The 26160-nt window shown below is 64.6% G+C and carries 25 protein-coding genes and 1 tRNA gene; 9 read left to right on the top strand and 17 right to left on the bottom strand.

Features of this window, described 5'->3' with window-relative positions; translation table 11 throughout:
• Positions 1-31: 31 nt before the first annotated feature.
• The 5 genes from BLU74_RS06190 to BLU74_RS06170 all read right to left on the bottom strand — a co-directional run bounded on the left by BLU74_RS06190 (position 32) and on the right by BLU74_RS06170 (position 4910).
• Entirely contained in the window at positions 32-361 is a 330-nt protein-coding gene (locus BLU74_RS06190; RefSeq protein WP_089766405.1) for a transcription factor S, read from the bottom strand.
• 148 nt (positions 362-509) lie between these two features.
• The gene (locus tag BLU74_RS06185) at positions 510-1679 is read right to left on the bottom strand and encodes a lycopene cyclase domain-containing protein (RefSeq protein WP_089766404.1); all 1170 of its coding nucleotides are present in this window, start codon (positions 1677-1679) and stop codon (positions 510-512) included.
• 86 nt (positions 1680-1765) lie between these two features.
• Complete coding sequence (locus BLU74_RS06180; protein ID WP_089766403.1) at positions 1766-2311, bottom strand: DUF8135 domain-containing protein; 546 nt, start codon at positions 2309-2311, stop codon at positions 1766-1768.
• Entirely contained in the window at positions 2308-3312 is a 1005-nt protein-coding gene (locus BLU74_RS06175; RefSeq protein WP_089766402.1) for a hypothetical protein, read from the bottom strand. Before BLU74_RS06175 ends, BLU74_RS06180 begins: the two co-directional genes overlap by 4 nt.
• Before the next feature lie 236 nt (positions 3313-3548).
• Positions 3549-4910, bottom strand: coding sequence for a putative ATP-dependent zinc protease (locus BLU74_RS06170; RefSeq protein ID WP_089766401.1), 1362 nt, complete (start codon positions 4908-4910; stop codon positions 3549-3551).
• Positions 4911-5030: 120 nt separating this feature from the next.
• On the opposite strand from BLU74_RS06170, the gene BLU74_RS06165 reads away from it, so the two are divergent.
• From BLU74_RS06165 to sdhB, 4 genes are all read left to right on the top strand, one after another.
• Complete coding sequence (locus BLU74_RS06165; RefSeq protein ID WP_089766400.1) at positions 5031-6062, top strand: succinylglutamate desuccinylase/aspartoacylase family protein; 1032 nt, start codon at positions 5031-5033, stop codon at positions 6060-6062.
• Between the two features lie 121 nt (positions 6063-6183).
• A complete protein-coding gene (gene sdhC, locus BLU74_RS06160) occupies positions 6184-6579 on the top strand; it encodes a succinate dehydrogenase, cytochrome b556 subunit (RefSeq protein WP_089766399.1) in 396 nt (131 codons plus the stop codon).
• Positions 6579-6950, top strand: a complete 372-nt coding sequence (locus tag BLU74_RS06155; RefSeq protein WP_089766398.1) for a succinate dehydrogenase hydrophobic membrane anchor subunit — start codon at positions 6579-6581, stop codon at positions 6948-6950. Before sdhC ends, BLU74_RS06155 begins: the two co-directional genes overlap by 1 nt.
• Positions 6951-6955: 5 nt before the next feature.
• Complete coding sequence (gene sdhB / locus BLU74_RS06150; RefSeq protein WP_089766397.1) at positions 6956-7840, top strand: succinate dehydrogenase/fumarate reductase iron-sulfur subunit; 885 nt, start codon at positions 6956-6958, stop codon at positions 7838-7840.
• A 429-nt stretch (positions 7841-8269) separates the two neighbouring features.
• Here the strand turns inward: sdhB and BLU74_RS06145 are convergent, their stop codons facing one another.
• Positions 8270-9517: a tyrosine-type recombinase/integrase gene (locus BLU74_RS06145; protein WP_089766396.1), complete on the bottom strand. Its 1248-nt coding sequence runs from the start codon at positions 9515-9517 to the stop codon at positions 8270-8272.
• Positions 9518-9603: 86 nt separating this feature from the next.
• Here BLU74_RS06145 and BLU74_RS06140 point away from each other — a divergent pair, with 86 nt between their 5' ends.
• The 3 genes from BLU74_RS06140 to BLU74_RS06130 all read left to right on the top strand — a co-directional run bounded on the left by BLU74_RS06140 (position 9604) and on the right by BLU74_RS06130 (position 12046).
• Positions 9604-11448 (top strand): FAD-binding protein, encoded by a 1845-nt coding sequence (locus BLU74_RS06140; protein WP_089766395.1) that lies wholly within the window; start codon positions 9604-9606, stop codon positions 11446-11448.
• Between the two features lie 62 nt (positions 11449-11510).
• Positions 11511-11604, top strand: a tRNA-Thr gene (locus tag BLU74_RS06135).
• A gap of 214 nt (positions 11605-11818) precedes the next feature.
• Positions 11819-12046 carry a TrmB family transcriptional regulator gene (locus tag BLU74_RS06130; protein ID WP_245705740.1) on the top strand — a complete coding sequence of 76 codons (228 nt, stop codon included), beginning with the start codon at positions 11819-11821 and terminating at the stop codon, positions 12044-12046.
• Between the two features lie 130 nt (positions 12047-12176).
• Here the strand turns inward: BLU74_RS06130 and BLU74_RS18865 are convergent, their stop codons facing one another.
• The 6 genes from BLU74_RS18865 to BLU74_RS19455 form a co-directional block, all read right to left on the bottom strand.
• Complete coding sequence (locus tag BLU74_RS18865; protein ID WP_175454578.1) at positions 12177-12326, bottom strand: DUF7557 family protein; 150 nt, start codon at positions 12324-12326, stop codon at positions 12177-12179.
• A gap of 97 nt (positions 12327-12423) precedes the next feature.
• Positions 12424-12771, bottom strand: a complete 348-nt coding sequence (locus tag BLU74_RS06125) for a DUF7268 family protein (RefSeq protein ID WP_089766393.1) — start codon at positions 12769-12771, stop codon at positions 12424-12426.
• Positions 12764-13681, bottom strand: coding sequence for an ABC transporter permease (locus BLU74_RS06120; protein WP_089766392.1), 918 nt, complete (start codon positions 13679-13681; stop codon positions 12764-12766). Before BLU74_RS06120 ends, BLU74_RS06125 begins: the two co-directional genes overlap by 8 nt.
• Positions 13678-14691 carry an ABC transporter permease gene (locus BLU74_RS06115; RefSeq protein ID WP_089766391.1) on the bottom strand — a complete coding sequence of 338 codons (1014 nt, stop codon included), beginning with the start codon at positions 14689-14691 and terminating at the stop codon, positions 13678-13680. Before BLU74_RS06115 ends, BLU74_RS06120 begins: the two co-directional genes overlap by 4 nt.
• Positions 14692-14734: 43 nt before the next feature.
• Entirely contained in the window at positions 14735-16450 is a 1716-nt protein-coding gene (locus BLU74_RS06110) for an ABC transporter substrate-binding protein (protein WP_089766390.1), read from the bottom strand.
• A gap of 102 nt (positions 16451-16552) precedes the next feature.
• Positions 16553-19270, bottom strand: coding sequence for a dipeptide ABC transporter ATP-binding protein (locus BLU74_RS19455; RefSeq protein ID WP_089766573.1), 2718 nt, complete (start codon positions 19268-19270; stop codon positions 16553-16555).
• A gap of 80 nt (positions 19271-19350) precedes the next feature.
• Here BLU74_RS19455 and BLU74_RS06100 point away from each other — a divergent pair, with 80 nt between their 5' ends.
• A complete protein-coding gene (locus tag BLU74_RS06100; RefSeq protein ID WP_089766389.1) occupies positions 19351-19833 on the top strand; it encodes a DUF7529 family protein in 483 nt (160 codons plus the stop codon).
• A gap of 182 nt (positions 19834-20015) precedes the next feature.
• Positions 20016-20813, top strand: coding sequence for a class I fructose-bisphosphate aldolase (locus BLU74_RS06095; RefSeq protein ID WP_089766388.1), 798 nt, complete (start codon positions 20016-20018; stop codon positions 20811-20813).
• 110 nt (positions 20814-20923) lie between these two features.
• On the opposite strand, the gene ptsP is transcribed toward BLU74_RS06095, so the two are convergent.
• From ptsP to leuC, 5 genes are all read right to left on the bottom strand, one after another.
• On the bottom strand, positions 20924-22624 hold the full coding sequence (ptsP, locus tag BLU74_RS06090) for a phosphoenolpyruvate--protein phosphotransferase (RefSeq protein ID WP_089766387.1): 1701 nt from the start codon (positions 22622-22624) through the stop codon (positions 20924-20926).
• 3 nt (positions 22625-22627) lie between these two features.
• Positions 22628-22897 carry an HPr family phosphocarrier protein gene (locus tag BLU74_RS06085; RefSeq protein ID WP_089766386.1) on the bottom strand — a complete coding sequence of 90 codons (270 nt, stop codon included), beginning with the start codon at positions 22895-22897 and terminating at the stop codon, positions 22628-22630.
• 222 nt (positions 22898-23119) lie between these two features.
• Positions 23120-24100, bottom strand: a complete 981-nt coding sequence (gene leuB, locus BLU74_RS06080) for a 3-isopropylmalate dehydrogenase (protein WP_089766385.1) — start codon at positions 24098-24100, stop codon at positions 23120-23122.
• Positions 24093-24701, bottom strand: coding sequence for a 3-isopropylmalate dehydratase small subunit (gene leuD, locus BLU74_RS06075; protein WP_089766384.1), 609 nt, complete (start codon positions 24699-24701; stop codon positions 24093-24095). The genes leuB and leuD overlap by 8 nt, the downstream gene beginning before the upstream one ends.
• Positions 24698-26119 (bottom strand): 3-isopropylmalate dehydratase large subunit, encoded by a 1422-nt coding sequence (gene leuC / locus BLU74_RS06070; RefSeq protein ID WP_089766383.1) that lies wholly within the window; start codon positions 26117-26119, stop codon positions 24698-24700. Before leuC ends, leuD begins: the two co-directional genes overlap by 4 nt.
• Positions 26120-26160 lie beyond the last annotated feature (41 nt).

The raw sequence follows: 26160 nt of genomic DNA, 5'->3' as shown, positions 1-26160 counted from the left end.
AATAATCTCCCGTTCGGATCGCTCCGACGGGTCAGTTGTACCCTCGCCAGCGGTGGCCGCACTCGGTGCACTTGAAGAAGCGCGTCGGTGGCTCGTCGGCCGACCCGGTCTGTTTGATCGTATACCACGCCTCGCCGTTGCCGCACTCGTCGCAGTGCACGTCGGTGGCGGTCGGCTTGCCCTCGAAGTTCGCGTCCTCGGTCGTCTCGATGACGTCGCCGTCGCTCTGGGACTCGGTCGAGACGAACTGTTCGGCCAGTTCCTGATCCTGGTCGGCGCGCGCGCCGCAGTCTTCGTTCGTACAGACCATCTCCCCGTCTTTCGAGACCATCATCGTGCCGCACTCGTCGCAGAACTGCATTTGTCGGCCATTCCGGGCGTAGACACAAGTGTCTCTCGGGACGGGCGTCGCCGTGGGCCGCGTGTGGGAACGAGATCGATGCCCTCCGTCACGTATCCGAGCCAGATCCTCACCCCCCTCACGCGTTGAGCGAGATCCTCACCACGCCTCATACGTCCGAGCGGAGATGCCCGTGCAGCGTCTCGTGAAAGCCGATCACCAGGGCCGGGACGACGAGCATAAACAGGTGTTCTTCGAGCGGAATGCCGAACAGATCGATCCCGGTCCGCAGGCGGATCGCGAAGACGCCGACCTCGAGCGTGTACCAGTCCCAGACGTACGCGAGCGGATAGAGCGCCAGCACTGTCAGCGCCGCACGAACGAGCGCGTCGGCGCGGACGAGCAGTGCGAGCGCGAACAGGCCGAACACGACTTCGGTCGCGAGGTACGTGAACGGACCGAGCACGCCGATGTCGGGAAGTGGCACCCCCGCGAGCGGCCGATACCAGACGGCGACGACGAGCAGGGCCAGGAAGACGTACGTCCCCCGGACGAGCAGCATCGTGGCCACCGTCGCCTCGCCGCGCTGTGCGAACAGCAGGACGACCCCGAACGCGACCGCCGCTAGCGAGGCCGCGGGCGGGAACACGCCCGAGACGGCGAAGACCACGACCAGGGTGCCGCCGGCGTAACTGAGAGCGGACGCCAGTCGCCGGGCGCGCCCCCGCCCGAGGACGACGGCGACGGTTCGTTTGCCGATCGACCGATCGTACGCGTAGTCCTGTGCGTCGTCGACGATCTTCACACCGGCCAGGATGACGAGAAAGACCAGCGCGAAGGCGAGCGGGCGGACGGCAATCTGCCCGGTCTGCGCAGCGTAGCCGCCGAGGATGGCGAGTCCGATACCGACGGGATAGCCGAGGGTCGTCGTCACCGGGTGGGTGTCGAACTGCGGTGCGTGGAGGAATCCGAGTAGCCACATCGGTACGGTGAGCACTGCGGCCGCCAGGCCGACGAGCGAGCCGATCGCGACGGTCACGGCGACAAAGCCGAGCGTCGCGAGCAGGATGGCACGTCGACACCCGGTCTCGGTCATCGGGTGCCGGTCGTCCTCGTCGCGGACGTAGAAATCGACGTAGCCGTCCTTCACGTGTGCCGTGTACACGGCGAAGAACGCTGCGGAGGCGTGGAGGACGAGCGTACCCGGTGCAATCGCCCCTGCGAGGATCGCGCCGAACGCACTCGCGGCGAGCGGCGGTAACATAAACACCGGGTGGACCTGCGAGGCGAGCGCCCCGAGTTCGGCCCGCACATCGTCCCCCCGGCGAGCGAACGACATACGGTACCGTTTGGCTATGGGAGCAAAAGCGTTCGGTGGTTGCCGCAGTGGACCCGAGAGCCGTCAGGCGGGACCGGATCGAGCGGTCACTCCTCGACTATCGGACAGTTCCGGACTCTGAAGTGATCGGAATCGGTGACTTCGACGATCTCGGTCCCCTCGTGGGTACACGCCAGTTCCGGCGGGTCGTCGAGATGCGGACACCGCTGGCAGTACTCCGTTTTGTCGACGACGTGTTCGGTCGTGTCCGCCGAGGGGTCCGTCTCCGGTGTGACCGTCCGGGCGGACGCCTCCGCTCCGACCGCGGCCGTCGGCTCTGCAGGCTCTTCGAGCGACGCCCACAGTTCCTCCTCGTCGATATCGCCGACGGACACCTCCTCGAAGGGATCCTCGTCCGCGGCCGCCGTCGGCTCGTCGTCCCCGAGATCGGTCCCCGACGCCGGCCCCTGCTCGTCCGCTCGCGCGTCGTGTCGGTCCGAGACGCGTTGCGCCAAGTCGGCGAGCGGGGCCGCCTCCGACGCGTCCGCACCCTCGGGTCGTTCGTCATCGACGCCTCGGCTCTCCGACGCGTCGCCGCCATCGTCCGAGTCGGTCGCGCCCGCGGGGTTCGAGTCCGTTGGATCGTCGCTCATCGGTCGGTCACCTCCGATTCTTCGTCGGGCACATCGTCCCGGTCACGCTCCTCCTGGTCAGGCTCCTCGGTGGCCTCCGACTCCGGGGTGTCGCTCCCAGCCGCGCGGTGCTCGAACGTGAATGGGCCGGTCGAGTCCGCTGTCGCGTCTTCGAGGGTCTCGTCCGTGTCGTCGGGGCTCGACTCCGCCGCGTCGGTACCGGTCGACCCATCTCCATCGGTCGATTCGAACGGGGAGGGTCGGTCGGTCGGCTCGGTGCCTGCGGCCAGTGCCGGGCGCTGTCCGACGGTCAGGGTGTTCGCGCCGAAGAATCCGCGTTTGGGATCGAGTTCTTCGAACGTCGCCTCACAGTGTGGACAGCGCGGCCCGTCGAGCAGCCCGATCTGGACGGCAGAACCGCAGGAGCCACACTCCGCAGACGTGATTCCCTGTCGGTTCGCTTCGCGCCGTAGCTCGGCGGCGGCAGCGCGTTCGTTCGACCGCTGTTCGAGTTCAGTGACGCGCTCGCGAAGGTCGACGACGGCCCCGGCCAGTCGGCGCAGTTTGTCCTCGTGGTCCTCCCCGAGGTCCGCGAGGTACGCCAGGACCTCCTCGTAGTTCTCGAAGCCCTCGGTCATCCGCCGACTGATCTCGGGGTGGTCGTGGTCGGCCGGTGCCTTCGCGTCGGCTTCCCGTTTGACCTGGATCACCCGCTCGCGGACGTCGGTAATCTTCTCGTCGAGGTCGGCTTCCAGCGCCGTGAGCCGGGACTCGATGTCGTCGAGGTCCGCTGCCAGCGACTCGCTGGGTTCCGAACGCTCTCGTTTCGGTCCCATCGTGTCGTCGACGGCGACAGTGGTCGAGCCGTCGCCGTCGAGGAGTTCGGGATGCTCGTCGAGCAGTCGGTGCGCTGCGAGCAGTTGGCGGAGCACTTCCGGCCGCGAATCGCCCGTTGCAGCCGCTCGCTCCGCCACCCAGGCGTCGAGTTCGTCGGGCAGTCCGTCGGCCTGCTCGCTCGCCATCTACGGATCGTTGGGCCTCCCTCACTTAAGAATGTGCGCCCGATTTCGGGGCGTGATAGACCGACCATCGGTTGCGACGTCCGCTGACGCGGGCCAGCGGTGTGTAGCGATCGCTCAGACCTCCTCCCGGGGACTCGTAGAGGAGCTCCGTGAACAGCCCTCCGGGGGCGTCCTCGCCCGTCCCACCCGACTCGGTCACGCGACGGCGTCGGTGCCGTGCCGGGGAGTCGCGTGTATCACTCCAGATACGGTTCGTCGCGGTCGCCGTCGTCGGCCTGCTCGTCGGTCCGTCGCGTGACGTCGACCTGATAGTGCTGGAGGATGTCGCGACCGAGGAGGAGGGGATAGTCCATATGCGAGCGGTCCTCGACGCTCGCTTTCACCGTGTGCTGCGTCCCGCCGATTCCGATCACCAGGTCGACGACCGGCCGCGCCTTCCCCGACTTCACTGACCCGGAGCGAACGCGCGTCATACTCTTTATCGGTCCCGCACCGATTTCGGCCGCCAGCGACGTGTCGATGCTCGTCCGTGTCGCGCCGGTGTCGGACTTCGCGAGCGCCTGCGTCGAGCCGCTGGTCCCCGAGACGATGACCTCCTCGATGTATCCGATCGTCGGCCGTTCCCCCGCTGGCCCGGCGTCGACGCGCGGCATCCCCGCGGGTCGGGAGTCGTCCAGGGCCGTCGCCAGGTCCTCGACACGGTCGTCGTCGACCGCGCCGCCGACCTGTTCGATCGCGAGTTTCGCGATGTAGGGGGCGGGGCTCTGTCCGGTCGCGCGGTAGAGCCCCCGGAATCCGGCAGTCGGATTGGCTTCGAGGACGAACCAGCCGTCTTCACCCTCGATGAGGTCGACGCCGACGTAGTCCAGTCCCATCACCTCAGCCGCGTAGAGGGCGGTCTCGCGCGCCTCCGTCGGCATATCGCCGGTCGCGTCGAGAACGTCCCCGCCGAGCGCGACGTTGGTTCGCCACTCTCCCTCCGGCGCGTAGCGATACATCGCGCCGATGACCTGCCCGTCGACGACGTACACCCGGAGATCCCGGTGTTTCTCGTCGTCGCGGTCGATGAGGTCCTGGAGGAACGCCTGCCGGTTACCCACCTTCGGGTTCACTGGCGCTGTGAGATCGACCTTCCAGGTCCCCCCGCCGTGGGTGCCGATCGCGGACTTGTAGACGCCCACGTCACCGAACCGTTCGCGGCCCTGGTTCAGCCGATCGTTCGACAGGGCCAGCAGCGCGTCGGGTACCTTGATGTTCCAGTTCGCGAGCGTCGCGGCCGTCGCGAACTTGTGGACCGCAGTGAGTACCGCGGCGGGTTCGTTCAGCATCGGGCGGATCCGCTCGAACGTCGTTGCCAGGCCCAGCAGTTCGGCCGGTTCCTCGGTGTTCGAGAGCAGGAGCCGGTTGGCGACGATGTCGACCTCGGGTTCGATCGAGACGTCACCGTCTTCGACCGAGACCGCGGTGTTCTCCCGTCGGAGCCAGATCCCCTCGTGTCCCAGGTCGTCGACAGCGTTGAGGATGGCCTTCGTCTCCTTGCTGTTGTGGAGCGAGAGAACCCCGACGCGAACCGGATCGTCGTCAGTAGCGGCGGACATACACCCTCGTAACTTGCCACGCGAGCAAAGAGGTGCCGGTCTCACTCGGTCGGCGCGGGCGTGGCGGCCGGCGTCCCGCGCGGTACGAGCGTTTAAGAAGGCGGATGTCCGATGGCGCGTATGAGCAGCGACGGGACCTTCACGTACAACGGCGGGAAGGTCCTCCCGGGCGAACGGCAGAACCTCAGATACGGGATCAGCGAGACGTACCTGGGGGACCCGGTCCGAATCCCGGTGACGATCATCAACGGCGAACACTCGGGCCCGACGATATTCCTCTCGGCGGCCGCCCACGGGGACGAACTCAACGGAATCGAAGTCGTTCGCGAGGTGGCCCACGAGTGGGACCTCGCCGACCTGGCGGGCACGCTGGTCTGTCTGCCAATCCTGAACGTGCCGGGGTTCCTGGCACAGCAACGGTACCTCCCCATCTACGATCGGGATCTGAACCGTTCGTTCCCCGGTCGGGAGGACTCCACCAGCGCCAAACGGATGGCCGCGAGGATCTTCGAGAACTTCATCGAGCCCTGTGATTACGGCCTGGACTTCCACACCTCTACCCGGGGGCGGACGAATATGCTCCACGTCCGTGCGGATATGTCCGACGACGATGTCGCGAGACTGGCGCGGGCGTTCGGTTCGAAAGTCATCATCGACAGCGACGGGTCGAGCGGGATGCTCCGGACCGAGGCCGCCGCGGTCGGCGTTCCCACCGTGACGATCGAGATGGGCGAGGCGCACCGGTTCCAGCGCGGCCTGATCGACGAGGCGCTCGACGGCGTCGAGAGCGTCTTCGCGGAGTACGGACTCCGAGCGGACGCGACCGTCCGGTGGCCGGGGTGGCGAACCGTCATCGACGACGGGAACGAGAAGACGTGGATCCGCGCGGATGCGGGGGGAATCGTCGACATGCACGCCGAACGTGGGTCGCTGGTGACGAGGGGCGAGCGGATCTGTACGCTCACCGATCCGTTCAAGAGCGACAACATCGCGGTCGAGGCCCCCTTCACCGGCCTCCTCGTCGGTGTGCTCGAGAACCCCGTCGTCTACCCGGGGAACCCGCTGTGTCACCTCGTCGAGCTCGAACCCCGCGTGCAGGCGGTCGTCGAACGCGAGCAGTCGGTCGATACCGGGACGGAGGCCACCTCGTAACCCACCCTGATCGCCGGACCAGACGTCGCCCGAGACCGTCGCGTTCCGGCCCACATCTCCACTGGACACTGACCCGTACACGTAAGGTCTATAGTGGGTCCGTCCAGAGATTCAGAGGAGTATGAGTCAGTCTTACAATCGGGGTCTCATCGAGGACTTCGGCCGCTGGCGGGAGTTCTCGGCTGGAATGTGGGCCTGGGTGTTCCACAAGTTCACGGGCTGGGTGCTCGTGGGCTATCTCTTCACCCACATCGCCGTGCTGTCGACGGCGCTGACGAGCCCGGAGGCGTACACGACGACGATCCAGTCGCTGGAGAGTCTCCTCGTCGTCCGGCTCTTGGAAGTCGGCCTGCTCGCCGTCGCCGTCTTCCACATCCTCAACGGACTTCGACTGCTGTTCGTCGATCTCGGCATCGGACTCGAGTCACAGGATAAGAGCTTCTACGCGTCGCTGCTCCTGACGGGCGCGATCGTGATCGCGAGCGTGCCGACGTTCCTCGCGGGGGTGTTCGGCTGATGGCCGAGCGATACTCCTCGTTCCAGCGCGGCGGCCGCCGGTGGCTCTGGCAACGCATCACGGCCGCGTTCCTCGTGGTCGTGTTAGCCTTCCACTTCTTCCTCCTGCACTTCGTCCACCACGCTGACGAGGTGACCTTCGCGATGTCCCAAGGGCGGATGCAGGAACTCACGTACTTCTCGCTGATGATCCTCTTTCTGCTGACGGCGACCTTCCACGGCGTCAACGGCGTCTACAACGCCCTCGTCAATCAGGGCATCTCCGGGACCAAGAAGACCGCCGCCAAGTTGGTCCTCGGCGTCGCCAGCGCCGTCTTGATCGTCCAGGGTGTCAGAACCGCACTCGCGTGGGCCGGAGGCGTCCCACTCTAATCACAATGAGCACGCAACTCCCAGAACAGGCCGACGAGGAATCGTCCGCCGCCGAGGTCGAACCGACGTCGCAGGCACGAGAGCGTCGCCTGCAGAAGAAACGCGAGCGGGCCGAGGAAGCCGAGCGGCAGGCAGAGAAGGCCGAGAAGGCGCTCGACGACGAGGACACCTACCACCTGAAGGTGTTCCGCTACGACCCCGAGATTGCGGGGAAGAAAGAGCCGCGCTTCGACGACTTCCACGTCCCCTTCGAGAAGGGGATGACCGTCCTCGACGCGCTGATGTACGCCCGCGACACGTACGATTCGAGTCTCACCTTCCGGCACTCCTGCCGGCAGGCGATCTGTGGCTCGGACGCGATGTTCGTCAACGGCAAACAACGACTTTGCTGTAAGACCCAACTCTCGGACCTCGAAGAGCCGGTCCGCATCGAACCGCTTCCGCACGCCGAGGTCGTGAAGGACCTCGTCGTGGATATGGAGCACTTCTACGACCAGATGGAGGCCGTCGAGCCGTACTTCCAGACGAACGACCTGCCGGAGGGCGAACTCGAAGAGCAGAAACAGAGCCGAGAGAACCGCGAGAAGGTGAAGATGTCGACGCGGTGCATCTGGTGTGGGGCCTGTATGTCCTCCTGCAACATCGCCGCCGGCGACAACGAGTACCTCGGTCCGGCCGCGCTCAACAAGGCGTACCGCTTCACGATGGACGAGCGCGAAGGTGAGGATATGAAACAGCAGCGCCTGGAGATCCTCGAACAGGAGCACGGCGTCTGGCGCTGTCAGACCCAGTTCTCCTGTACGGAGGTCTGTCCGAAGGACATCCCCCTCACCGAGCACATCCAGGAGCTCAAGCGCGAAGCGGTCAAGAACAACCTCAAGTTTTGGTGATTCCAAACTAACATAACCTGAGAAAACCCCCCGGCTCATCTCACCTAGGTTCGATTCTCTGACGAAGAGATAGCTCCACCTCCCGTAGTAGCAGAGACACACCTACAGTCACTACTGAGTTCGTCTTTCAGTTTATTAAGGACCGGATTAGCGGGCCGGACTACCAAACCCGCTATATTGTTCATTTCTTCTGAGCGACAGTCTTATTTTTCGCTACTGTGGACCGAGAAAATAATGACTGTCGACCTATCCGACGAAGAGCTTGAGTCTCTCCGGACCGTAGCGCAGTCGCATCTACCCGCTAATTGGATAGCTCAAAGGCTCCTACAGGCTCAAGGGGGAAATATCGTATGAGCCGAAAGGATCCGAAGAGACGGACGTGACACCTACTCCTGAGACAGAGAACGACAGTCAGGGTGTCTTTACCTTCTAATCTTCGAGGAGTTGCTTTTTGAGAGCGGGGTTTTCGTCTAGGACTTTCTTCAATTCGTCTATAGCCTCTTCCTCTTCTCCCTGTGCCTGACCCTCCGATTCATACATATCATCCTGTATTTGCTCCTGAGTCGCCTTTGCGTCCGGAGTGAATACCATACCACAAGCCGGACAAGCCTTAGCAGCGGGAGGTAGGTTTTCGTCACAAGTCGGGCATACGTCAGGAGTAAGTGACCCTTCAGGCTCTTCAGGATCTTTCCCGACTCCTTGAGCGGCTTCCCTAGCGTGTTGGATATGATCATCGTCGGTTAGATGAGAGTATGTAGACTCCATTACCACAGAGTCGGCGCTATGTCCGATTAAGTGTTTGATCGTACTGATATCCATATCATATTCGCGGTGACACACAGTAACGAAATAATGCCTGAAATTATGGGCATTAGACGGTTTGTCTACCTCTGCCTCCTCTGCTATCCGTCTGAGCCTATCCCAAATCGCCGGAGAAGATAGATAGCTTCCCTTTTCGGACGTGTTGGTAGCAGAGGGAAGGTGTGTAATCAGATAGTCGTCAGGCTCTCCTGTAGGATGATTCTTAATCCATTCTCTGACGGCCTTTGTCGCTCCGAGTAACGGACGTTTCCGACCGGACTTCTCGGCCCCTTTCAATCCTAATTCGTCCGTATTGAGGTAATAGACATTCTCATCTAAGTCGATATCTTTCAGTCGGAGGGTTTGGATTACTCGGATTCTTTGGCCGGTGTATAGCAGTAATTCGAGGAGACACCTATCACGGGTATTACTACAGGCTTCCCTCATCTTTTGCACTTCCTCACGGGAGAACATATCCCGCTCATTGACGGACGTATCACCTTTGTCCGTCAGAGGAATGTCGTCAGGATCTACCTCTGTCTTGTCACCGTGATACCTGTAGAATTTGATAGCCCCCGCTTGTCTCTGCCTGACAGTCTGATTTGCTAACGAATCAAGCATTGATTCAAACACAGAGACGAGAGAGTCGTTAGTGTGTTCCAGAAGGCCACAGTCGGATTCCTTGGCGATAAGCCGTAAGGCCCGTCCGTATCCCTCTAAGGAGTTGTAGGATAGAGATTCCTTACTTCCCAAATCAGGGTGGTGAGCCTCTAAAAACTCTAATACAGCCTTTGTGTCTTTCTCCGACAAGGCGGAATCTTTTACTCTGTCTCTTTCTACCCTGTATTTATGGGCCGGATTGTCACCGCGAGACATACTTTGCAATTTGGTACGGTTAGACAAAAGGTTATGCTAAGCTCAAGTAGAGCAAACCTCAAGTTCTGGTAACCCTACGATCAACTATGCACGAACACGACGTCATCGTGGTGGGCGCTGGGGGCGCGGGGCTCCGAGCGGCCATCGCGGCACAGGAAGAAGGGGCCGACGTGGCCATCGTCTCGAAGCTCCACCCGGTTCGCAGTCACACCGGGGCGGCCGAGGGCGGGATCAACGCGGCGCTCCGGGAGGGCGACTCCTGGCAGGACCACGCCTACGACACGATGAAGGGGTCGGACTACCTGGGCGACGCGCCGGCCATCGAGACGCTGGCGCAGGACAGCCCCGAGGAGGTCATCCAACTCGAGCACTGGGGAATGGCCTTCTCCAGAGAGGACGACGGCACCGTCAGCCAGCGACCGTTCGGCGGCCTCTCGTTCCCCCGGACGACCTACGCGGGCGCAGAGACGGGCCACCAGCTCCTCCACACGATGTACGAACAGCTGGTCAAGCGTGGGATCGAGGTCTACGACGAGTGGTACGTCCTCGACCTCGCGGTGAGCGACGAGGCCGAACCCGAAGAACGGGACTGCCACGGCGTCGTCGGCTACGACATCCAGTCCGGTTCGATCGAGGGCTTCCGCGCCCGCGACGGGGTCATCCTCGCCACGGGAGGTCTCGGGCAGGTGTTCGATCACACGACGAACGCCGTCGCGAACACCGGTGACGGCGTCGCGATGGCCTACCGCGCCGGTGTCCCGATCGAGGATATGGAGTTCATCCAGTTCCACCCGACGACGCTGCCCTCCACCGGAGTGCTGATCACCGAGGGGGTCCGCGGCGAGGGTGGCATCCTGTACAACTCCGAGGGCGAGCGGTTCATGTTCGAGTACGGCTACGCCAACAACGACGGCGAACTCGCCTCCCGCGACGTGGTCGCCCGCGCGGAACTCACCGAGGTCAACGAGGGGCGCGGGATCGAAGACGAGTACGTCCACCTCGATATGCGGCACCTCGGCGAGGAACGGATCGTCGACCGACTCGAGAACATCATCCACCTCTCGGAGGACTTCGAGGGCGTCGATCCGCTCGAAGAACCGATGCCCGTCAAGCCCGGACAGCACTACGCGATGGGCGGCATCGAGACCGACGAGAACGGCGAGACGTGTATCTCGGGCCTGTACGCTGCCGGCGAGTGCGCGTGTGCGTCGGTTCACGGCTCGAACCGGCTCGGCGGGAACGCGCTGCCCGAACTGATCGTCTTCGGTGCGCGCGCGGGCCACCACGCCGCCGGCCGCGATATGAAGACGGCCGAGATCCCGACCGGCAAGCGCGGCGAGTGGGACGCCGGCGACGTCGACACCCCGGTCGAGCCCGGCGACGTCTCCGGCGGCGGCGCCGGCGATGCAGTCGCCGACGGTGGGGCCGCAGCCTCCGACCTGGACCCCAGAGAGCTCGTCGAGCGCACGACAGAGCGGGCCATCGCCCGCGTGGAGGCGCTTCTCGAGAACGAGGACGGACGGAACCACGCCGAGATCCGTTCGGAAGTGCAGGAGTCGATGACCCAGCACGTCAACGTCTTCCGGGAGGAAGCCGGTCTGAAACAGGCGCTTCGGGACATCCGAGAGGCCCGTGAGGACTACGAGGACGTCGGCGTCGCCGATCAGTCCCGGACGTTCAACACCGACCTGCTCCACACGATCGAGACCCGCAACATCATCGACTTAGCGGAAGCGATCACGCTCGGGGCGCTCGCTCGCGAGGAGTTCCGCGGGGCGCACTGGCGGAAAGAGTACCAGGAGCGCGACGATCAAGACTGGCTACGACACACGCTGCTCTCGTGGAACGGCGGTTCGCCGGAACTCTGGTTCAAGCCGGTCATCCTCGAGGGCGAGGACAAACGCTACGAGCCGAAGATCCGGAGCTACTAAGCAATCGCGCGGCGGACACCGCCGCCGTCATTCATATAGGTCGTGGTCGCATAGCCTCGGTTGGAAGGGTGGCTCAGTGGTAGAGCAATTCGGCAGCGACCGTCGTACGGTCGCTCCCGCATACGGCTTCGCGTGGTTCGATTCCCGCCCCTTCCACTTCCTTGCTATCGCTTCACACGATGTCGTCACGAGTCGAAACGAACGGGCCGATTCGAGCGATCGAACGAAATGAACATTCGTTCGAAAATAACTGATCGTGCTTCTGAGCGTCGCTACCACCGGAATGCGGTTCGGCGGTTTTCGACGATCGTTGTAGATGGGTTTTATTATCGTCGAAGCTAAGGGTACGATAACAACGATGCAGCACTCGATGTCTCCGCAACCGACAGCCGGTATCGAAACGCCGTCGATGCCGTCTGAACTCGAATCGCCGCGCGCGAAACTGGTCTATCTGTTCCTCTCGACGCACGGCGAAGCGTCGATCTCCGAACTCGAATCCTCACTGGATATGAAGAAAATGTCGCTGTACAGTATTCTTTCGACGCTCCGGGAACGCGAACTCATCGATCAGGACGCCGAGCGTTACCAGCTCTGCTGACTTTCTGATCGATCGTCGCCAGAGTGGTTCACCTCGCCGGACGCTATCTCCGCACACCGAACGGTTGCGTCGGTCTGCATTCTGTCACCGTCGCTGAGTCGGTCGACTGGGTAGACGGTCGAGGCCGGGGCTACACTTCGTCGCCGCTGTGGAACAGCGTCAGTTCCTCGGCCTCGTAGATGTTGATGAGTTCGTTGACGATCTCGTCGTAGTCCTCCTCCTCGCGCCGGAGCGAGTCTAATCGCGCGATCGTGTCGTCGTCGAGGTGGATCTGCGGCATACCCGGGTGCACGCTGCGGGAGAACTTAAACGCCCGGTCGACAGAGGAGTGACACGATCGAACTGCCGGACAGCACGGGGATCGTCCCGAGACGCGATCACGGGCCGACCAGCGCGAGCGAGGCCGCGACCGCTGTCGCCGACCAGCCGACACCAATCCAGGTCAAGACGGCGAAGGCCTGGCGAGCGCCCTCCTGTGTCCATCCCGAGTGGCCGCCGAGCCGCTCCTGAACGGCGGCCACCGACGATCCGAAGCCGACGGTGCCGGCCCAGGTGGCGATCCCGAAGCCGAACACCAGCGCGCCGAGTGCGAACGAGGTGTCGGTCGCGGCCCGCGCCCCGAAGAGCGGAAGCAGCGCACCGGCGACGACGACGCCGGCGACGGCACCGACACTGAGCCACCGAGCGGCAGTGCGCCCGAGTGACCGATCCTCGGGCTCAGTCAACGGTCTCCCGCATCCGCGGGTCGAGCGCGTCGCGCATCCCATCCCCGAGCAGATTGAACCCGAGGACCGTCAGCGCGAGCAGGAGTCCGGGGAAGAAGGACCACCACCACGCCCCCGAGAACAGGCCGAACTCGACGCCGTTCGAGAGCATCATTCCCCAGGTCGGCTCGCCCGGACTCGCGCCGAATCCGAGGAACGACAGCGCCGCGATGTCGATGATCGCCAGCCCGTAGTTGAGCGTCGACTGGACCGTGATGGGCGCGAGACAGTTCGGCAGGATGTGCCGGATGAGCAGTCGCGGATCGGTCGCACCCAGCGCCTTCGTCGCGTCGGTGTACTCGTCTTCGAGGACTTTCAGCGCCGCTCCGCGGACGACCCGAGCGAACCGCGGCGTGTACACGAGCGTCAGCGCGGCCACAGCGCGCCACAGGCCCAGTTCCTCGGGGAAGATCGTGACGAGTGCGAGCGCCAAGAGCAGTGAAGGGAACGACAGCAGGACGTCCATCGTCCGCATGATCAGGTTGTCCGTGAGGTCGCCGTAGTACGCGGCGACGATTCCCAGACCGACACCCAGGGCGGTCGACGCCGCCACGGTGACAGTCCCGTAGAGGACCGCATACCAGGCTCCATACAGCACTCGCGGGAAGATGTCGCGGGCCTGACCGTCGGTCCCGAAGGGATACGCCATACTGGGCGCTGCCTCCGAGGGATTGGTCCCGAACTGTGTGGCTAACAGATCACTGAGGTTGAACGTCAGCCGCGCGTAGACCGCGAGGACGACGACGGCGACGATGATGACGATGCCAGTGACCGCGAGCCGGTTCGAGAGGAGCTGCGAGAGGAACGGGCTCGCGCGGAGGCGCTCGACGATGCTTCGTTCGACGGTTCCGCTCTGTGTTTCTGTGCTCATTGTTCGATGCGGGGATCGAAGACGGAGTACGTGATGTCCACCACGAGGTTGACTAACGTGTACAGGACGGCGAAGACCAGGACGGTCCCCTGCACGACGGGGTAGTCACTTCGGTTGATTGCGTCCACAAGCAGCGTGCCGATGCCGTTGATCTCGAAGACGGTCTCGGTGAGGACGGCCCCACCCAGCAGCGACCCGAACTGGATCCCGATGACGGTGATCACGGGAATGAACGCGTTGCGGAGCCCGTGTTTCATCACCGTGATCTTCGAGCCCTGTCCCTTCGCCCGCGCGGTCCGCATGTAGTCCTGCCGGATCACCTCCACCATCGAGGAGCGCATCATCCGCGAGAGCAACGCCATCTGGTAGATACCCAACACCACGACGGGTAACAGCAGGTGGACGACGGCGGACTGGAACGCTGCCATATTCCCTGCCAACAGCGTATCCACCAGGATGAATCCGGTGACTGGCTCGATGAAGAACTCCGACCCGATCCGCCCGCTGGTGGGCAAGAGCCCGAGGAACTGCGCGAAGAGCAGGATGAGGAGCGGTCCGCTCCAGTAGATCGGGACGCTGATCCCGCTGAGCGCGCCGACCCGGGTGAGGTGGTCGGCCCAGGTGTCCTGTTTGACGGCGCTGAGGATGCCGAGCGGCAGGCCGAACAGAAGCCCCGCGAGTTCACCCAACAGCGCGAGTTCGATGGTGATCGGAAGCCGGTCCGCGAGGATCGTACTGACGGGCGTGCCCCGGTTGACCTGGTAGGACTGGCCGAGATCTAACGTCGCCACGTCACCGAGGAACCGGACGTATTGCTGCCACAGTGGGTCGTCGAGGCCGAGGTTCGATCTGACCTCGTTGACGAACTCCTGACTCGCGCGCTCGCCCGCGATCGTCAGCGCGGGATCGCCCGGCGAGAGGTGGAGGATGGCAAACACGACTGTCGCAACCCCGAACAGTACGGGGATCAACAGGAGGAGCCGTTTCAGGACGAACCGATTGGAGACCATTCAGGACGAAACGGTGAGTGGACGGGCAAAAAGCCTGTGCTCGTTACTCGACGTCGACGGCCCCGAGGTACGGACCGCCGATTGCGGCGACCGTGTAGTTACTCACGCGGTTGGAGACGCCGCGGACCTCGTCGGCGTAGTCGATAAACACCCACGGGGCCTCGTCGTGGGCGATCTGGGCGGCCTCGCTGTACAGTTGGGCACGCTCCTCCTGGTCGGTGGTCGTCTGTGCGTCCTCGACGCGGGTCATGAATTCGCTGTTGGCCCACGCAGCGTTGTTCGAGGTGTTGAAGCCCTCGGTGTCCCAGGAGACCCAGTCCTGGCCGTCGGGGACCTCAGTCTGCGGGTGGAGCAGGACGTAACAGAAGTTGTCGGGATCGGCGTTGTCGGTGTACCATCCCGCGAGCGTGGCGTCGTGTCGCCCCTGACTGGTGTACGTCAGGTAATCGGAGAACTGCCGGTCGTCGATCGAGACCTCGATCCCGACGTCCGAGAGGTTCGATCTGATCGTCTGTGCGGTCGGCAGCGGCGCGGGGTTGTACCCACGGGGGTTCTGGAAGGTCGTCAGCGTGAACGAGAAGCCGTCGCCGTAGCCGGCCTCATCGAGGAGGCTCTGTGCCTGTTCGGGATCGTACTCGTAGGGGCTGATGTCGTCGTTGTGCCCGAAGAGCGCCGGCGGGATCGGCTGGTCGGCCTCGGTGGCGATGCCGGAGTAGATATTCTCGACGATGGCCTGGGTGTCGATGGCGTAACTGATCGCCCGGCGGACCCGACGATCACGGAACGCCTCGACCCGCGAGAGGTTGAACGCCATATACCCGATGTTAATCCCGGTCGCCGTCCGGTTCTCGGCGGTGTCGGACCCCTCGATGATCTGCATACTGTCGGGGTCGAGGCCGTCGATGATGTCCAGTTCCTCCTCGACGAGGGCCTGCGCACGCGTCGAGTTTTGTCCGCGAGTGAGGAAGAGCACCTCGTCGATGTTCGGACTCTCGCCCCAGTAGTCGTCGTACGTGGTGAGTTGGATCCGGTTGTTGGCGTCGTCGAGCGTCTCTAACTCGAAGGGGCCGGTGCCGACCATCTCCTGATCCAGGTCGGTGTCGCCCTCGATCGCGTCTCGGGAGATGACGACGGAGACGAACATCGCGAGGTTGCGGAGGAACGGCGCGTACGTCTGATTCAGCGTGATCGAGAGTTCGTAGTCACTCGTGGCCTCGACGCTGTCGATCCAGTTCCCCAGCGTGAACGGCCCGTAGGCGGAGGCGTCCTCGAAGTGGTATTCGTATTCGTCGTCGACGAACCGGCGATAGGTGGCGACGAAGTCGTCGGCGGTGAAGTCCGACCCGTCGTGGAACGTTACGCCCTCTCGGAGGGTGAGCGTGACCGAGTCGCCCTCAAGCGACCAGTCGGTAGCGAGGGATTCGGTGAGGGCCGCCTCACCGACCTGGAAACTGATCAGTCCCTCGTACGCCTGGTTAGTCACCTTCGCGACCTCGCCGCTGGTGGTGTTCTGTGGGTCCAGCGTGGCCGAGTGCGCACCGCGACCGTACCGGAGTCGAGTCGTGTCACCACCACCGTCTTCACCGCCCTCCGCTTCGGTCTCGGTGTCGTCGCCGGTGTCATCTTCCGCTGCCGTTTCGGTTTCGTCGCCACCTCCGCCGCACCCCGCAAGCGAGGTGATTGATGCCGTGGCGACGGTCGCGCCGCCGGCTCGTTTCAGAAAGTTTCGCCGCGAAGTCGCAGTGGTATCAGGGACCATATGTCGGATATATAGGGCTACCCAAATAATACTGATGGAAAGAAAGAACAATTATGACATTGCCCCCCGAGGGGGACCCAAACCCTCACGCGGGGGCGTATCTCACTCCTCGTGTAAGTGACAAGCAACGGGATGTTCGCGTTGGCTGAGTGTGGGATGTTCCCGTTCGCATATACTTTCGAAGGTGTCGGTGAGCGTGGCTTCGGCCTCCTCCCACCGGTCGTTCTTGAGGTGCTCGAACGATTCCGCGACCACCCTTCTGGCCTCGTCGGGGAGCGGGCCGTCGAAGAAGTACTCGAACAGCGCCGCGTGTTCCCCGCCGTCGGTGACGGCGGCCACGTCGGTTTCCGCCTCGATGCGCACTTCCGATTCGATAGCCTCGAGGTCGATATCGCCGGATTCGACGCGCTGGCGGTAGAACATCACTTCCCGGTATCGCTCCTGGTCGATCTCTAGGTCCTCCGGGGGAATGATCGACGGACACCGTGTCCGAAACCGGCAGGCCGAGGGCGGGTCGATCGGCGACGGGACGTCGCCGCTGAGGATCGTCCGATCGCCCGTATCCGCGCGCGGATCCGGTTCGGGGATCGCCGACAGCAGCGCCCTGGTGTAGGGGTGTTTCGGCGTCTCGAAGAGGTCGTCCGTCTCGGTCACCTCGACGATTTCGCCGAGATACATCACGGCCACGCGATCGGAGATGTGTCTGACGACGCTCAGATCGTGCGCGATGAACAGGTAGGTCAGTCCGAACTCCTCTTGGAGGTCTTCGAGGAGGTTGATGATCTGCGCCTGCACGGAGACGTCGAGCGCAGAGACCGGCTCGTCGGCGACGATGAAATCAGGGTCGACGGCGAGCGCCCGGGCGATTCCCACCCGCTGCCGTTGACCACCCGAGAGCTCGTGGGGATACCGCCCGTACTGCCCGCGCTCGAGGCCGACCGCCTCCATCAACTCGAACACCCGCTCGCGACGACGCCCGTCCGCGAGGTCGTGGATCTTCAGCGGCTCCATAATCGTCTGTCCGGCGGTCATCCGCGGATCCAGACTCGACATCGGGTCCTGGAACACCATCTGCATCTCCTTTCGACGCTTCCGGAGTTCGGACTTCGACAGCGAGCCGAGGTCGTCGCCGGCGAACACGACGGTCCCGTCCGTCGGCGGATCCAGATGGAGGATCGCCCGGCCCGCGGTGGACTTCCCACAGCCTGACTCGCCGACCAGCCCGAGCGTCTCCCGCTCGCGGATGTCGAGGTCGACGCCGTCGACGGCTTTGACGCTCGGGGTCTCGCTGCCGAGTGCGCGATCGAGGGCGTCGTCGTCCTGCTGGTAGTACTTCCGTAAGCCCGTGACTTCGACGAGCGGGTCTCCGAATGTGGACTCGGCGCTGGCCGCGACCCCGTCGCTCCCGTAGGCCGCCTTGTCGAACTCCTCGTGGACGCACTTCGCCCGGTGATCCACGTCCGCCGGACCGTGCTGTAACTCCGGGATCTCGCCTTCGAGACACTGCTCTTCGGCCCAGGGGCATCGCGGCGCGAAGTGACAGCCCTCGGGGAGGTCGATCAGATCGGGGACGTTGCCCTCGATCGGGGTCAGCCGCGCTTTGTCCTCTGTGGGGATCGATTCGAGGAGCGTGTACGTGTAGGGGTGACTCGGGTCGTGGAAGATCTCCTCGACGGGTCCCTCTTCGACGATTTCGCCGGCGTACATCACGGCCACGCGATCGCAGGTCTCGGCCACGACGCCGAGGTCGTGAGTGATCATCAACACCGACATCCCGAAGTCCGTCTGGAGATCGTCGATGAGGTCGAGGATCTGCGCCTGGATCGTCACGTCGAGGGCCGTGGTGGGTTCGTCGGCGATGAGCAGGTTCGGCCGGCAGGCGAGCGCGATGGCGACGAGCACTCGCTGGCGCATTCCGCCGGAGAACTCGTGCGGGTAGTCGTCGACCCGCTGTTTGGCCTCGGGGATCCCGACCGCCTGGAGCATCCTGACGACCTCGTCCATCACCTCTTTGTCGCCGTCGCGACCGCCGATCTTGGGGAGTATCTCACGGATCCCGTTGAGCCAGGAGTCGTTCTTCTGGTCGCCGTAGCGGTGCAACCGCAGCGACTCGGCGATCTGCTCGCCGATGGTGACCGCCGGGTTCAGCGAGGTCATCGGATCCTGGAAGATCATCCCCATCTCGCCGCCGCGGATCCGTCGGACCGCCGCCTCGGGCGCGGCCGTGATATCGATGACTGCATCGTCGATATCGACGGCACTGGGGTCCGCGCCGTCGCGGAGTCGTGCACGGGCGTCGTCGTCGACGTACACGAATCCGTCCGCGGCGGACTCGAGGGCCGTCTCCAGCGCCGCTCCGACGTCGGCGGGCGGGTCCCCGTCGGCGAGGCGATCTGCCGCGGAACGGAGGTCGTCCGCGAGCGCTGCGGGGTCGTCGCCGGCGAGGTCGTCGGCCATTCCCCGGAGTTCCGAGGAGGCCGCTCGGATGCGCCGTTCGGCGCGGATGTCGCTGCTGATAGTCCAGACCGCATCGAACAACTCGAACGGGTACGGGACCAGCGCGCTGCGGAACTCGTCTAAGAGCGATGCGGCCAGGGCGGTACCGCGGAGGGTGATGCGACCGTCGACGATCTCGCCCGGATCGTCGATGAGGTCCATCGCAGACAGGGCGGTGACGCTCTTCCCGGACCCCGATTCGCCGACGAGGCCGACGGTCTCGCCTTCCTCGATCGTGAGATCGATCCCGTCGACGGCCTTGACCGCGCCCCGTTCGGTTTTGAACTGGGTCCGGAGGTTCGAGAGCGAGAGGAGGTCGGTCACTTTCACTCCTTGCAGAGAACCGGAAAAATATCTTGGGGCGCAGTGAAACGTTTTATCTGCCCACCGACACGCGTCATCGTATGAGCGACCCGCCCGGCGACGGCGTCCCGCCGAACGTACAGGCACAAGAGGGCTGGACCGCCGTCATCGAGGATATGGAAGCGACCGCGTCGCAGTACCGCGATCGTGGGTGGACGACACTGGAACTCCACCCCGGAGACTCCGTTCTCGTCGACTCCGAACGCCGCACGGGCATCGACGTCCTGCTTCCTGGCCCCGAATTCGAAGACCTCGAAGCCACCGTCGAAGAGGGCGCGTTTCGGGACGTCGAGGTGTTCAAAGCGGTCGGCGACGGACTGGTCTACTTGCTCGTCGTCGAAGCCGATCGAACGAACGAGACGGCGGTCTTCGTCCCGGCGTACTACGATCCGACGGCCAACGCCGACACCCTCGAATCGATCCGCGAGACGGGCTCGGTGCGCCTGTTCTGCCGCCGACTGAACGACGAGACGGTGACGTTCGTTCACGACGACCCCGAGCCGTTCCTGCCGGAGCCCCCGTGAGTATCGGTACGCTGCGATTCGGGTTCCAGCGACGTGTCCACGAGGTGGTCCCGTCGGCCGGTGCTGTGAACTGACTCTGTCGGTGCTGTCGACCCCGAGGATTTCCGGGAGTGCTCAGTCGATTCACTACGCCGTTTCGAGGGACGGTAAATTGAAACCCTTTCGCGGCGATACCTCTTGCTATGAAACCGATCGATGACACGCCGATCACACGGAACGGAAACTCCCTCATTCTCGCCTACGACCACGGGACCGAACACGGGCCCGTCGACTTCGAGCCACTCCCGAAAAGCGCCGACCCGACACACGTCTTCGAGGTCGGACGACACGACGCAGTCACCGCCATCGCGCTGCAGAAAGGCAACGCCGAATACTACCGATCCTGGGAGCAAACACACGGCGTCGACGACGGCGCACCGCTCCTCGTCAAGTTGAACGGAAACTCGAATCTCGCGAAGCGGGACGACTACTACTCCCCCAAACAGTGCTCGGTCCAGTACGCCGTCGAAGAACTCGACGCCGACGCCATCGGCTATACGATGTACGCGGGGTCGCTCCACGAAGACGAGATGTGGAAGGAGTTCCGCGACGTCCAGGAGGCCTCGCGGAAGTACGACGTCCCCGTGGTTATGTGGAGTTACCCGCGCGGCAAGGGGATCCAGGAGAACGACGACTACACGGGGCAGGAGGACCCGGACGTCGTCGCCTACGGGGCCCGCCTGGGACTCGAACTCGGTGCCGATATGGTCAAGTGCAAGTACCCCGGGACGCAGGAGGAATGGGAGCAGGTCGAAGCGGCTGTCAGTGGGCTGAAGACGGTGATGAGTGGCGGATCGAAGCGGAGCGACGAGGCGTTCCTCGAGGACGTTCGCTCGACGGTTGCAGTTGGCGGGAACGGCCTGGCAGTGGGTCGCAACATCTTCCAGCGCGACGACCCCGTTGCGCTGCTAGACGAACTCGAAACCGTGATCTTCGAGTAAGACCGGTTCCCGGGACCCATCCTGACCGAGCCGACACCGGTCACGCCGACGCGTCGTGACGCTCTCGTTGCCGCTCACACGAGGAGTGGTATTCGACCCTTACTCCGGCGTTACGATCGGTACGCCTCGATGAGTTGCGCAACCTCGTCGCTGGTGCTCGCGGCGAGCGCGCGCTCGGCGAGGGCCCGCGCGTCGGCGTCACGTACGTCGGTCACGGCCTGTTTCACCCGCGGGACCGCTACCGGACTCATACTCAGTTCGTCGATGCCGAGACCAACGAGCAGGGGAGTCAGGTCGGGGTCACCCGCCATTTCGCCACACATGCCGACCCAGACGTCCTCGCTCTCGGCGGCCTCGACGGTCGCCTGAATCGCTCTGAGGACCGCCGGTTGACGGTCATCGGTGAGGGGTTCGACCCGCCCGTTGCCGCGCTCGGCCGCCATCACGTACTGCGTGAGGTCGTTCGTCCCGATGCTGAAGAACTCGACGTGATCGACGATGGCATCCGCAAGAAGCGCTGCGGCCGGCGTCTCGACCATCACCCCGAACTCCGGCCGGTCGGCGTCGTCGACGTCGAGGGCAGCCGCGACCGACGAGAACGTCTCCCGCGCCGTTCGGACTTCCTCGACGGTCGTGACGAACGGCAGCATCACCGAGAGTCCGCCCTCCCCACGCTCGAAATCCCTTGCGGCGCGGAGCAGCGCGCGGAGTTGCGTCTCGAAGAGGCTGGCGTCGGGGCCGAGTGAGCGGCGGACGCCGCGCTCTCCGAGGAACGGGTTTTCCTCGTCCGGGAGTTCCAGGAAGTCGATGCGCTTGTCGCCGCCGGCGTCGAGCGTCCGAACCACCACGCGGTCGTCCGGGAAGGCCTCCAGCGCCCTGCGGTACGCTCGGTACTGTTCGTCCTCGGTCGGCGGCGTCGAGCGGTCGAGAAAGAGGAATTCGGTCCGAAGCAGCCCGATCCCGTCGGCACCGGACTCGACTGCGGGCTCGAGGTCCGCGACGGTTCCGACGTTCGCCGCCACCTCGATCGAGGTCCCGTCCGTCGTCGTGGCCGGCGCCTCGCGTCTCTCGTGGTCGTCGTCACTCGCGGCCGCGGTCCGGGTCTCTGGGTCCGGGTCGATCACGACAGTGTCCTCGACGCCATCGACGGCGACGCTGGCTCCGCCTTCGACGTCGCGGAGCGGTTCGCCCACCCCGACCACGGCGGGGATCGCGAGTGATCGCGCGAAGATCGCGGCGTGCGACGTCCGGCCGCCGGCGACGGTCGCAAAGCCGGCGACGCGGTTCGGATCGAGTTTCGCGGTGTCGCTCGGGGTCAGCCGCTCGGCCAGGATGACGCTCCCGCCCGGCAGCGCGGCGAGGTCGACCCCGTCCGCTCCTGACAGCGCGCGGACGAGTCGGTCTCGAACGTCCCGCAGATCGTCCGCGCGGTCGCTCATCCGGCCATCTGAGGCCTCGAACTGCTCGATGAATCCGGCGAAGGTTCGCTCGACCGCCTGCTCCGCGGCGGCCCCCGCGTCGATCTCGTCCTCGACACCCGCTGTCACCTGCGGGTCGTCGAGAAACTGGACGTGGGCGTCGAAGACTGCCGCCTCCGCCTCGCCGACCTGCTCGGCGGCCCGCTCGCGGTCGGCCTCGATCGCCGCCCGAGCGTCCGCTCGAGCGCTCTCGAACCGCGCCAGTTCCGCGCTGGGGTCGATCGACCCACCGTCGGGTGGGTCGTCGGTGTCGAGGTCCGGCGCATACCAGACTGCACGACCGACTCCCGAGAGCGGCGTCACGCCGGTCCCAGAGAGCCGTCGTTCGGTCACGCCTCAGAGTTCGTCTTCCGGCGTGCGCAGAATCCGCTCCAGTTGGTCCAGGGCGGTCTCCGCGCCGTCGCCTTCGGCCACCACCTGTACCTCCTCGCCGGGGCCGACGTCGAGTCCGGTGACAGAGAGCATACTCGCCGCGTTCACGAGGTCCTCACCGGGGCGACCGACCCGGATGTCGGCGGCGGCTTCGTTCGCTGCCTCGACGAACTTCGAGGCGGGACGGGCGTGGATTCCGTCCTCTGGAACGACGGTGACGAGTCGTTCCGGCATCAGTTCTCAGCCTCCCGGATCGGGCGCGCGACCGCGGGCGGTTCCGGATCGGCGGCCGCGGAGTGGTCTCCGTACATCGGTGGTCGAGAGAGGTACTCTAGATGTGTAAGTGTTTTTCGCCGACACGGCACTCGAGGAGGGTCGCGGGTAGCGACGACGGTGAGGAACGACCGATGATGCCCGTTTCGGCATCCGACCGAACAAAAGAACCGAACCGATCGCTCAATCGAGTCGGTCGAGGACGGCGGTCGTGACGTCCTCGGTGCCCGCGTTCCCACCAAGATCCGGCGTCCGGGGCCCCGATTCGAGGACGGACTCCACTGCCGTTCGGACGTCCGCCGCTTCGTCGTCGTACCCCAGATGTTCGAGGAGCATCGCCGCCGAGAGGATCGCCGCGGACGGGTTGGCGGCGCCCTCACCGGCGATGTCGGGAGCCGTCCCGTGCACCGGCTCGAAGAGCGCGTTGTCCGGCCCGACGTTCGCGGAGGGAAGCAGTCCCAGTCCGCCGACGAGGCCGGCGGCCAGATCCGAGAGCACGTCACCCGCGAGATTCGGGCAGACCACGACGTCGAACTGCCCGGGGTTCAGACACACGCGCGTCGCGAAGGCGTCCATCAAGACTTCCTCGGCCTCGACGCCTTCGCGTTCCGCGACGTCGACGACTGCGTCGCGGAAGCGTCCGTCGGTTTCGCGCATCACGTTGGCCTTGTGGGCGACGTGGAAGCCCGACTCGCCGCGGTCGGCCACGTACTCACAGGCGAACTCCGCGAGCTGTTCGGACGCGGACGTCGTGACGACGCGCGTCAGCGTCGAGAGGTCCTCGGAGAGCCGGTCCTCGTGGCCCGAGTAGACGCCCTCGGTGTTCTCTCGCAGGAAGACCAGATCCGTCTCCGGCCGGACGGCGTCGACGCCGGGGTACGCCCGCGCCGGGCGAATATTGACGAACGAGCCGACCGCCTCCCGGAGCGGGAGGATGACGTCGGCGGCCGTCTCGCCGGCCGCGCCGAACAGGGTGGCGTCGGCGTCGGCGACGGTGTCGTACGTCGCCTGCGGCAGCGCCTCGCCGGTCTCCGCTTGCACGGCGTCGCCGGCCTCGGCCTCGACGAACTGGAAGTCGGCGACTGCATCCAGGACCGACACGGCCGCGGGAACGACCTCCTGGCCGATCCCGTCGCCCTCGATGACGACGATCTCTTCACTCATCGATATACGGGAGCGCGGCGGCTTTGTCAGCGACTGCGTCGGCGTTGGACTTCATCAGCGCCGTCGTGTCCCAGACACCCTCCTTGAGCGCCCGTCGCTGTGCGTCGTCGATTGTCGCCTCGACGGTCGTGTCCCCGTAGGAGACCGTTTCGCTCTCGATGTCGACGTGAATCTCGCCGTCGGGGTGCTCGTCGATCCACTCCTGGAGGTCGACGATCGCCTCGTGGTCTGCGGTGACTGTCGGAATCCCCAGCGCGAGGCAGTTGCCGGCGAAGATCTCGGCGAACGATTCGCCGATGATCGCGTCGATTCCCCAGCGCATCAGCGCCTGCGGCGCGTGTTCCCGGGAGGACCCGCAACCGAAGTTCGCGTTGACAGCGAGGACGGAGGCGTCCTGGAACTGTTGTTCGTTGAAGGGGTGCTCCTTCTGGTTGTCGTCCTCGTCGAATCGGAGATCGAAGAAAGCGAACTCACCGAGGCCGTCGAAGGTGACGACCTTCATAAAGCGCGCCGGGATGATCTGATCGGTGTCGATGTCGTTCCCGCGGATGGGAACTCCGGTCCCCGTCACCGACTCGATTTCGGGAATCTCGTCGGTCATACCGTGGTCACCTCCTTCAGTTCGCGCACGTCAGTCACTTCGCCTGTGATCGCCGCCGCGGCGACCATCCGGGGGTTCATCAGGACCGTCCGGCCGTCTTTCGAGCCCTGCCGGCCGATGAAGTTCCGGTTCGACGACGACGCACAGGCCTCGTCGCCCTGGAGTTGGTCCTCGTTCATCCCGAGACACATCGAGCAGCCCGCGTTGCGCCACTCGAAGCCGGCCTCCTCGAAGATGGTGTCGAGTCCCTCCGCCTCGGCGGCGGCCTTCACTCGCTGGCTGCCGGGAACGACCATCGCGCGGACGTCCTCGTGGACCTGCTGGCCCTCGACGACTTCTGCCGCTCGTCGGAGATCGGGCAGGCGCGCGTTCGTACACGACCCGAGGAAGGCGACGTCGATCTCGTAGCCGTCCATCGTCTCGCCCGGCGTGACGCGCATGTGTTCCTGGGCGCGCCGCGCGGTGTCTTGCTTGTCCTCGGGGAGCGATTCCGGCTCCGGGATGGGATCGGAGATGCCGATTCCCTGCCCGGGCGTGGTCCCCCAGGTGACGACAGGCTCCAGTTCGGACCCGTCGATCGTGACGACGTCGTCGTACTCCGCGTCGTCGTCCGAGCGGATCGACTCCCAGTAGGGCTTGAGTTCGTCGAACTTCTCGGGGTTCTCCTGGAAGTAGTCGGTCTCTTTCAACCACTCGTAGGTGGTCTCGTCGGGGTTGACGTAGCCGGCACGAGCGCCGCCCTCGATGGACATATTGCAGATGCTCATCCGACCCTCCATATCGAGGTTCTCGATGGCCTCGCCGGCGTATTCGTAGACGTAGCCGACGCCGCCCTCGGTGCCGAGTCGGCGGATCACTTCGAGGATGATGTCTTTCGCCTCGACGGCGGGTCCGAGCTCGCCGGTGACCTCGATCTTTCGGACGTCTTTCTTCTCCATCGCGACGGTCTGTGTCGCCAGGACGTCGCGGATCTGGCTCGTCCCGATCCCGAACGCTAGCGCGCCGAACGCGCCGTGCGTCGAGGTGTGAGAGTCACCACAGACGATCGTCTTGCCGGGCTGGGTGAGCCCCTGCTCGGGCCCGATGACGTGAACGATCCCCTGGTCGCCGGTCGTCGGATCGGAGAACTGGATGCCCGACTCGCGGACGTTCTCTTCGAGTTCCGACATCATCTCCTCGGCGGCGTCGTCGCGGTACGGACGCGACTGGTCGGCCGTCGGGACGATGTGGTCGACGGTGGCGTGCGTCAACTCGGGATATGCGACCGTTAGGCCGCGCTCTTGCAGCATCCCGAACGCCTGTGGGCTCGTCACCTCGTGGATGAGGTGGAGGCCGACGAACAGTTGCGTCTGTCCGGTCGGCAGTTCCGAGACGGTGTGTTCCTCCCAAACCTTGTCGTACAGCGTTCCCTCACTCATTGGCTTCTCCTTGGGGCTCCGTGGATACCCGTGTTACGGTC

This window comes from Halobellus clavatus, from assembly GCF_900107195.1.
Taxonomy (GTDB): Archaea; Halobacteriota; Halobacteria; order Halobacteriales; family Haloferacaceae; genus Haloquadratum; species Haloquadratum clavatum.
Note: the sequence above shows the minus strand (reverse complement) of the source record. Positions and strands in the feature narration are given on the sequence as shown.

Bases quoted from the DNA above. Each gene is read 5' to 3' on its own strand.
- sdhB (WP_089766397.1), top strand. From the start codon at position 6,956: ATGAGCACGCAACTCCCAGAACAGGCCGACGAGGAATCGTCCGCCGCC.
- BLU74_RS06190 (WP_089766405.1), bottom strand. From the start codon at position 361: ATGCAGTTCTGCGACGAGTGCGGCACGATGATGGTCTCGAAAGACGGG.
- leuC (WP_089766383.1), bottom strand. From the start codon at position 26,119: ATGAGTGAGGGAACGCTGTACGACAAGGTTTGGGAGGAACACACCGTC.
- BLU74_RS06185 (WP_089766404.1), bottom strand. From the start codon at position 1,679: ATGTCGTTCGCTCGCCGGGGGGACGATGTGCGGGCCGAACTCGGGGCG.
- BLU74_RS06120 (WP_089766392.1), bottom strand. From the start codon at position 13,681: ATGAGCACAGAAACACAGAGCGGAACCGTCGAACGAAGCATCGTCGAG.
- BLU74_RS06130 (WP_245705740.1), top strand. From the start codon at position 11,819: ATGTCTCCGCAACCGACAGCCGGTATCGAAACGCCGTCGATGCCGTCT.
- BLU74_RS06155 (WP_089766398.1), top strand. From the start codon at position 6,579: ATGGCCGAGCGATACTCCTCGTTCCAGCGCGGCGGCCGCCGGTGGCTC.
- BLU74_RS06115 (WP_089766391.1), bottom strand. From the start codon at position 14,691: ATGGTCTCCAATCGGTTCGTCCTGAAACGGCTCCTCCTGTTGATCCCC.
- BLU74_RS06145 (WP_089766396.1), bottom strand. From the start codon at position 9,517: ATGTCTCGCGGTGACAATCCGGCCCATAAATACAGGGTAGAAAGAGAC.
- BLU74_RS06175 (WP_089766402.1), bottom strand. From the start codon at position 3,312: ATGGCGAGCGAGCAGGCCGACGGACTGCCCGACGAACTCGACGCCTGG.
- leuD (WP_089766384.1), bottom strand. From the start codon at position 24,701: ATGACCGACGAGATTCCCGAAATCGAGTCGGTGACGGGGACCGGAGTT.
- BLU74_RS06095 (WP_089766388.1), top strand. From the start codon at position 20,016: ATGAAACCGATCGATGACACGCCGATCACACGGAACGGAAACTCCCTC.
- BLU74_RS06180 (WP_089766403.1), bottom strand. From the start codon at position 2,311: ATGAGCGACGATCCAACGGACTCGAACCCCGCGGGCGCGACCGACTCG.
- BLU74_RS06170 (WP_089766401.1), bottom strand. From the start codon at position 4,910: ATGTCCGCCGCTACTGACGACGATCCGGTTCGCGTCGGGGTTCTCTCG.
- sdhC (WP_089766399.1), top strand. From the start codon at position 6,184: ATGAGTCAGTCTTACAATCGGGGTCTCATCGAGGACTTCGGCCGCTGG.
- leuB (WP_089766385.1), bottom strand. From the start codon at position 24,100: ATGAGTGAAGAGATCGTCGTCATCGAGGGCGACGGGATCGGCCAGGAG.
- BLU74_RS06140 (WP_089766395.1), top strand. From the start codon at position 9,604: ATGCACGAACACGACGTCATCGTGGTGGGCGCTGGGGGCGCGGGGCTC.
- BLU74_RS06110 (WP_089766390.1), bottom strand. From the start codon at position 16,450: ATGGTCCCTGATACCACTGCGACTTCGCGGCGAAACTTTCTGAAACGA.
- BLU74_RS06100 (WP_089766389.1), top strand. From the start codon at position 19,351: ATGAGCGACCCGCCCGGCGACGGCGTCCCGCCGAACGTACAGGCACAA.
- BLU74_RS18865 (WP_175454578.1), bottom strand. From the start codon at position 12,326: ATGCCGCAGATCCACCTCGACGACGACACGATCGCGCGATTAGACTCG.
- BLU74_RS06085 (WP_089766386.1), bottom strand. From the start codon at position 22,897: ATGCCGGAACGACTCGTCACCGTCGTTCCAGAGGACGGAATCCACGCC.
- BLU74_RS06165 (WP_089766400.1), top strand. From the start codon at position 5,031: ATGAGCAGCGACGGGACCTTCACGTACAACGGCGGGAAGGTCCTCCCG.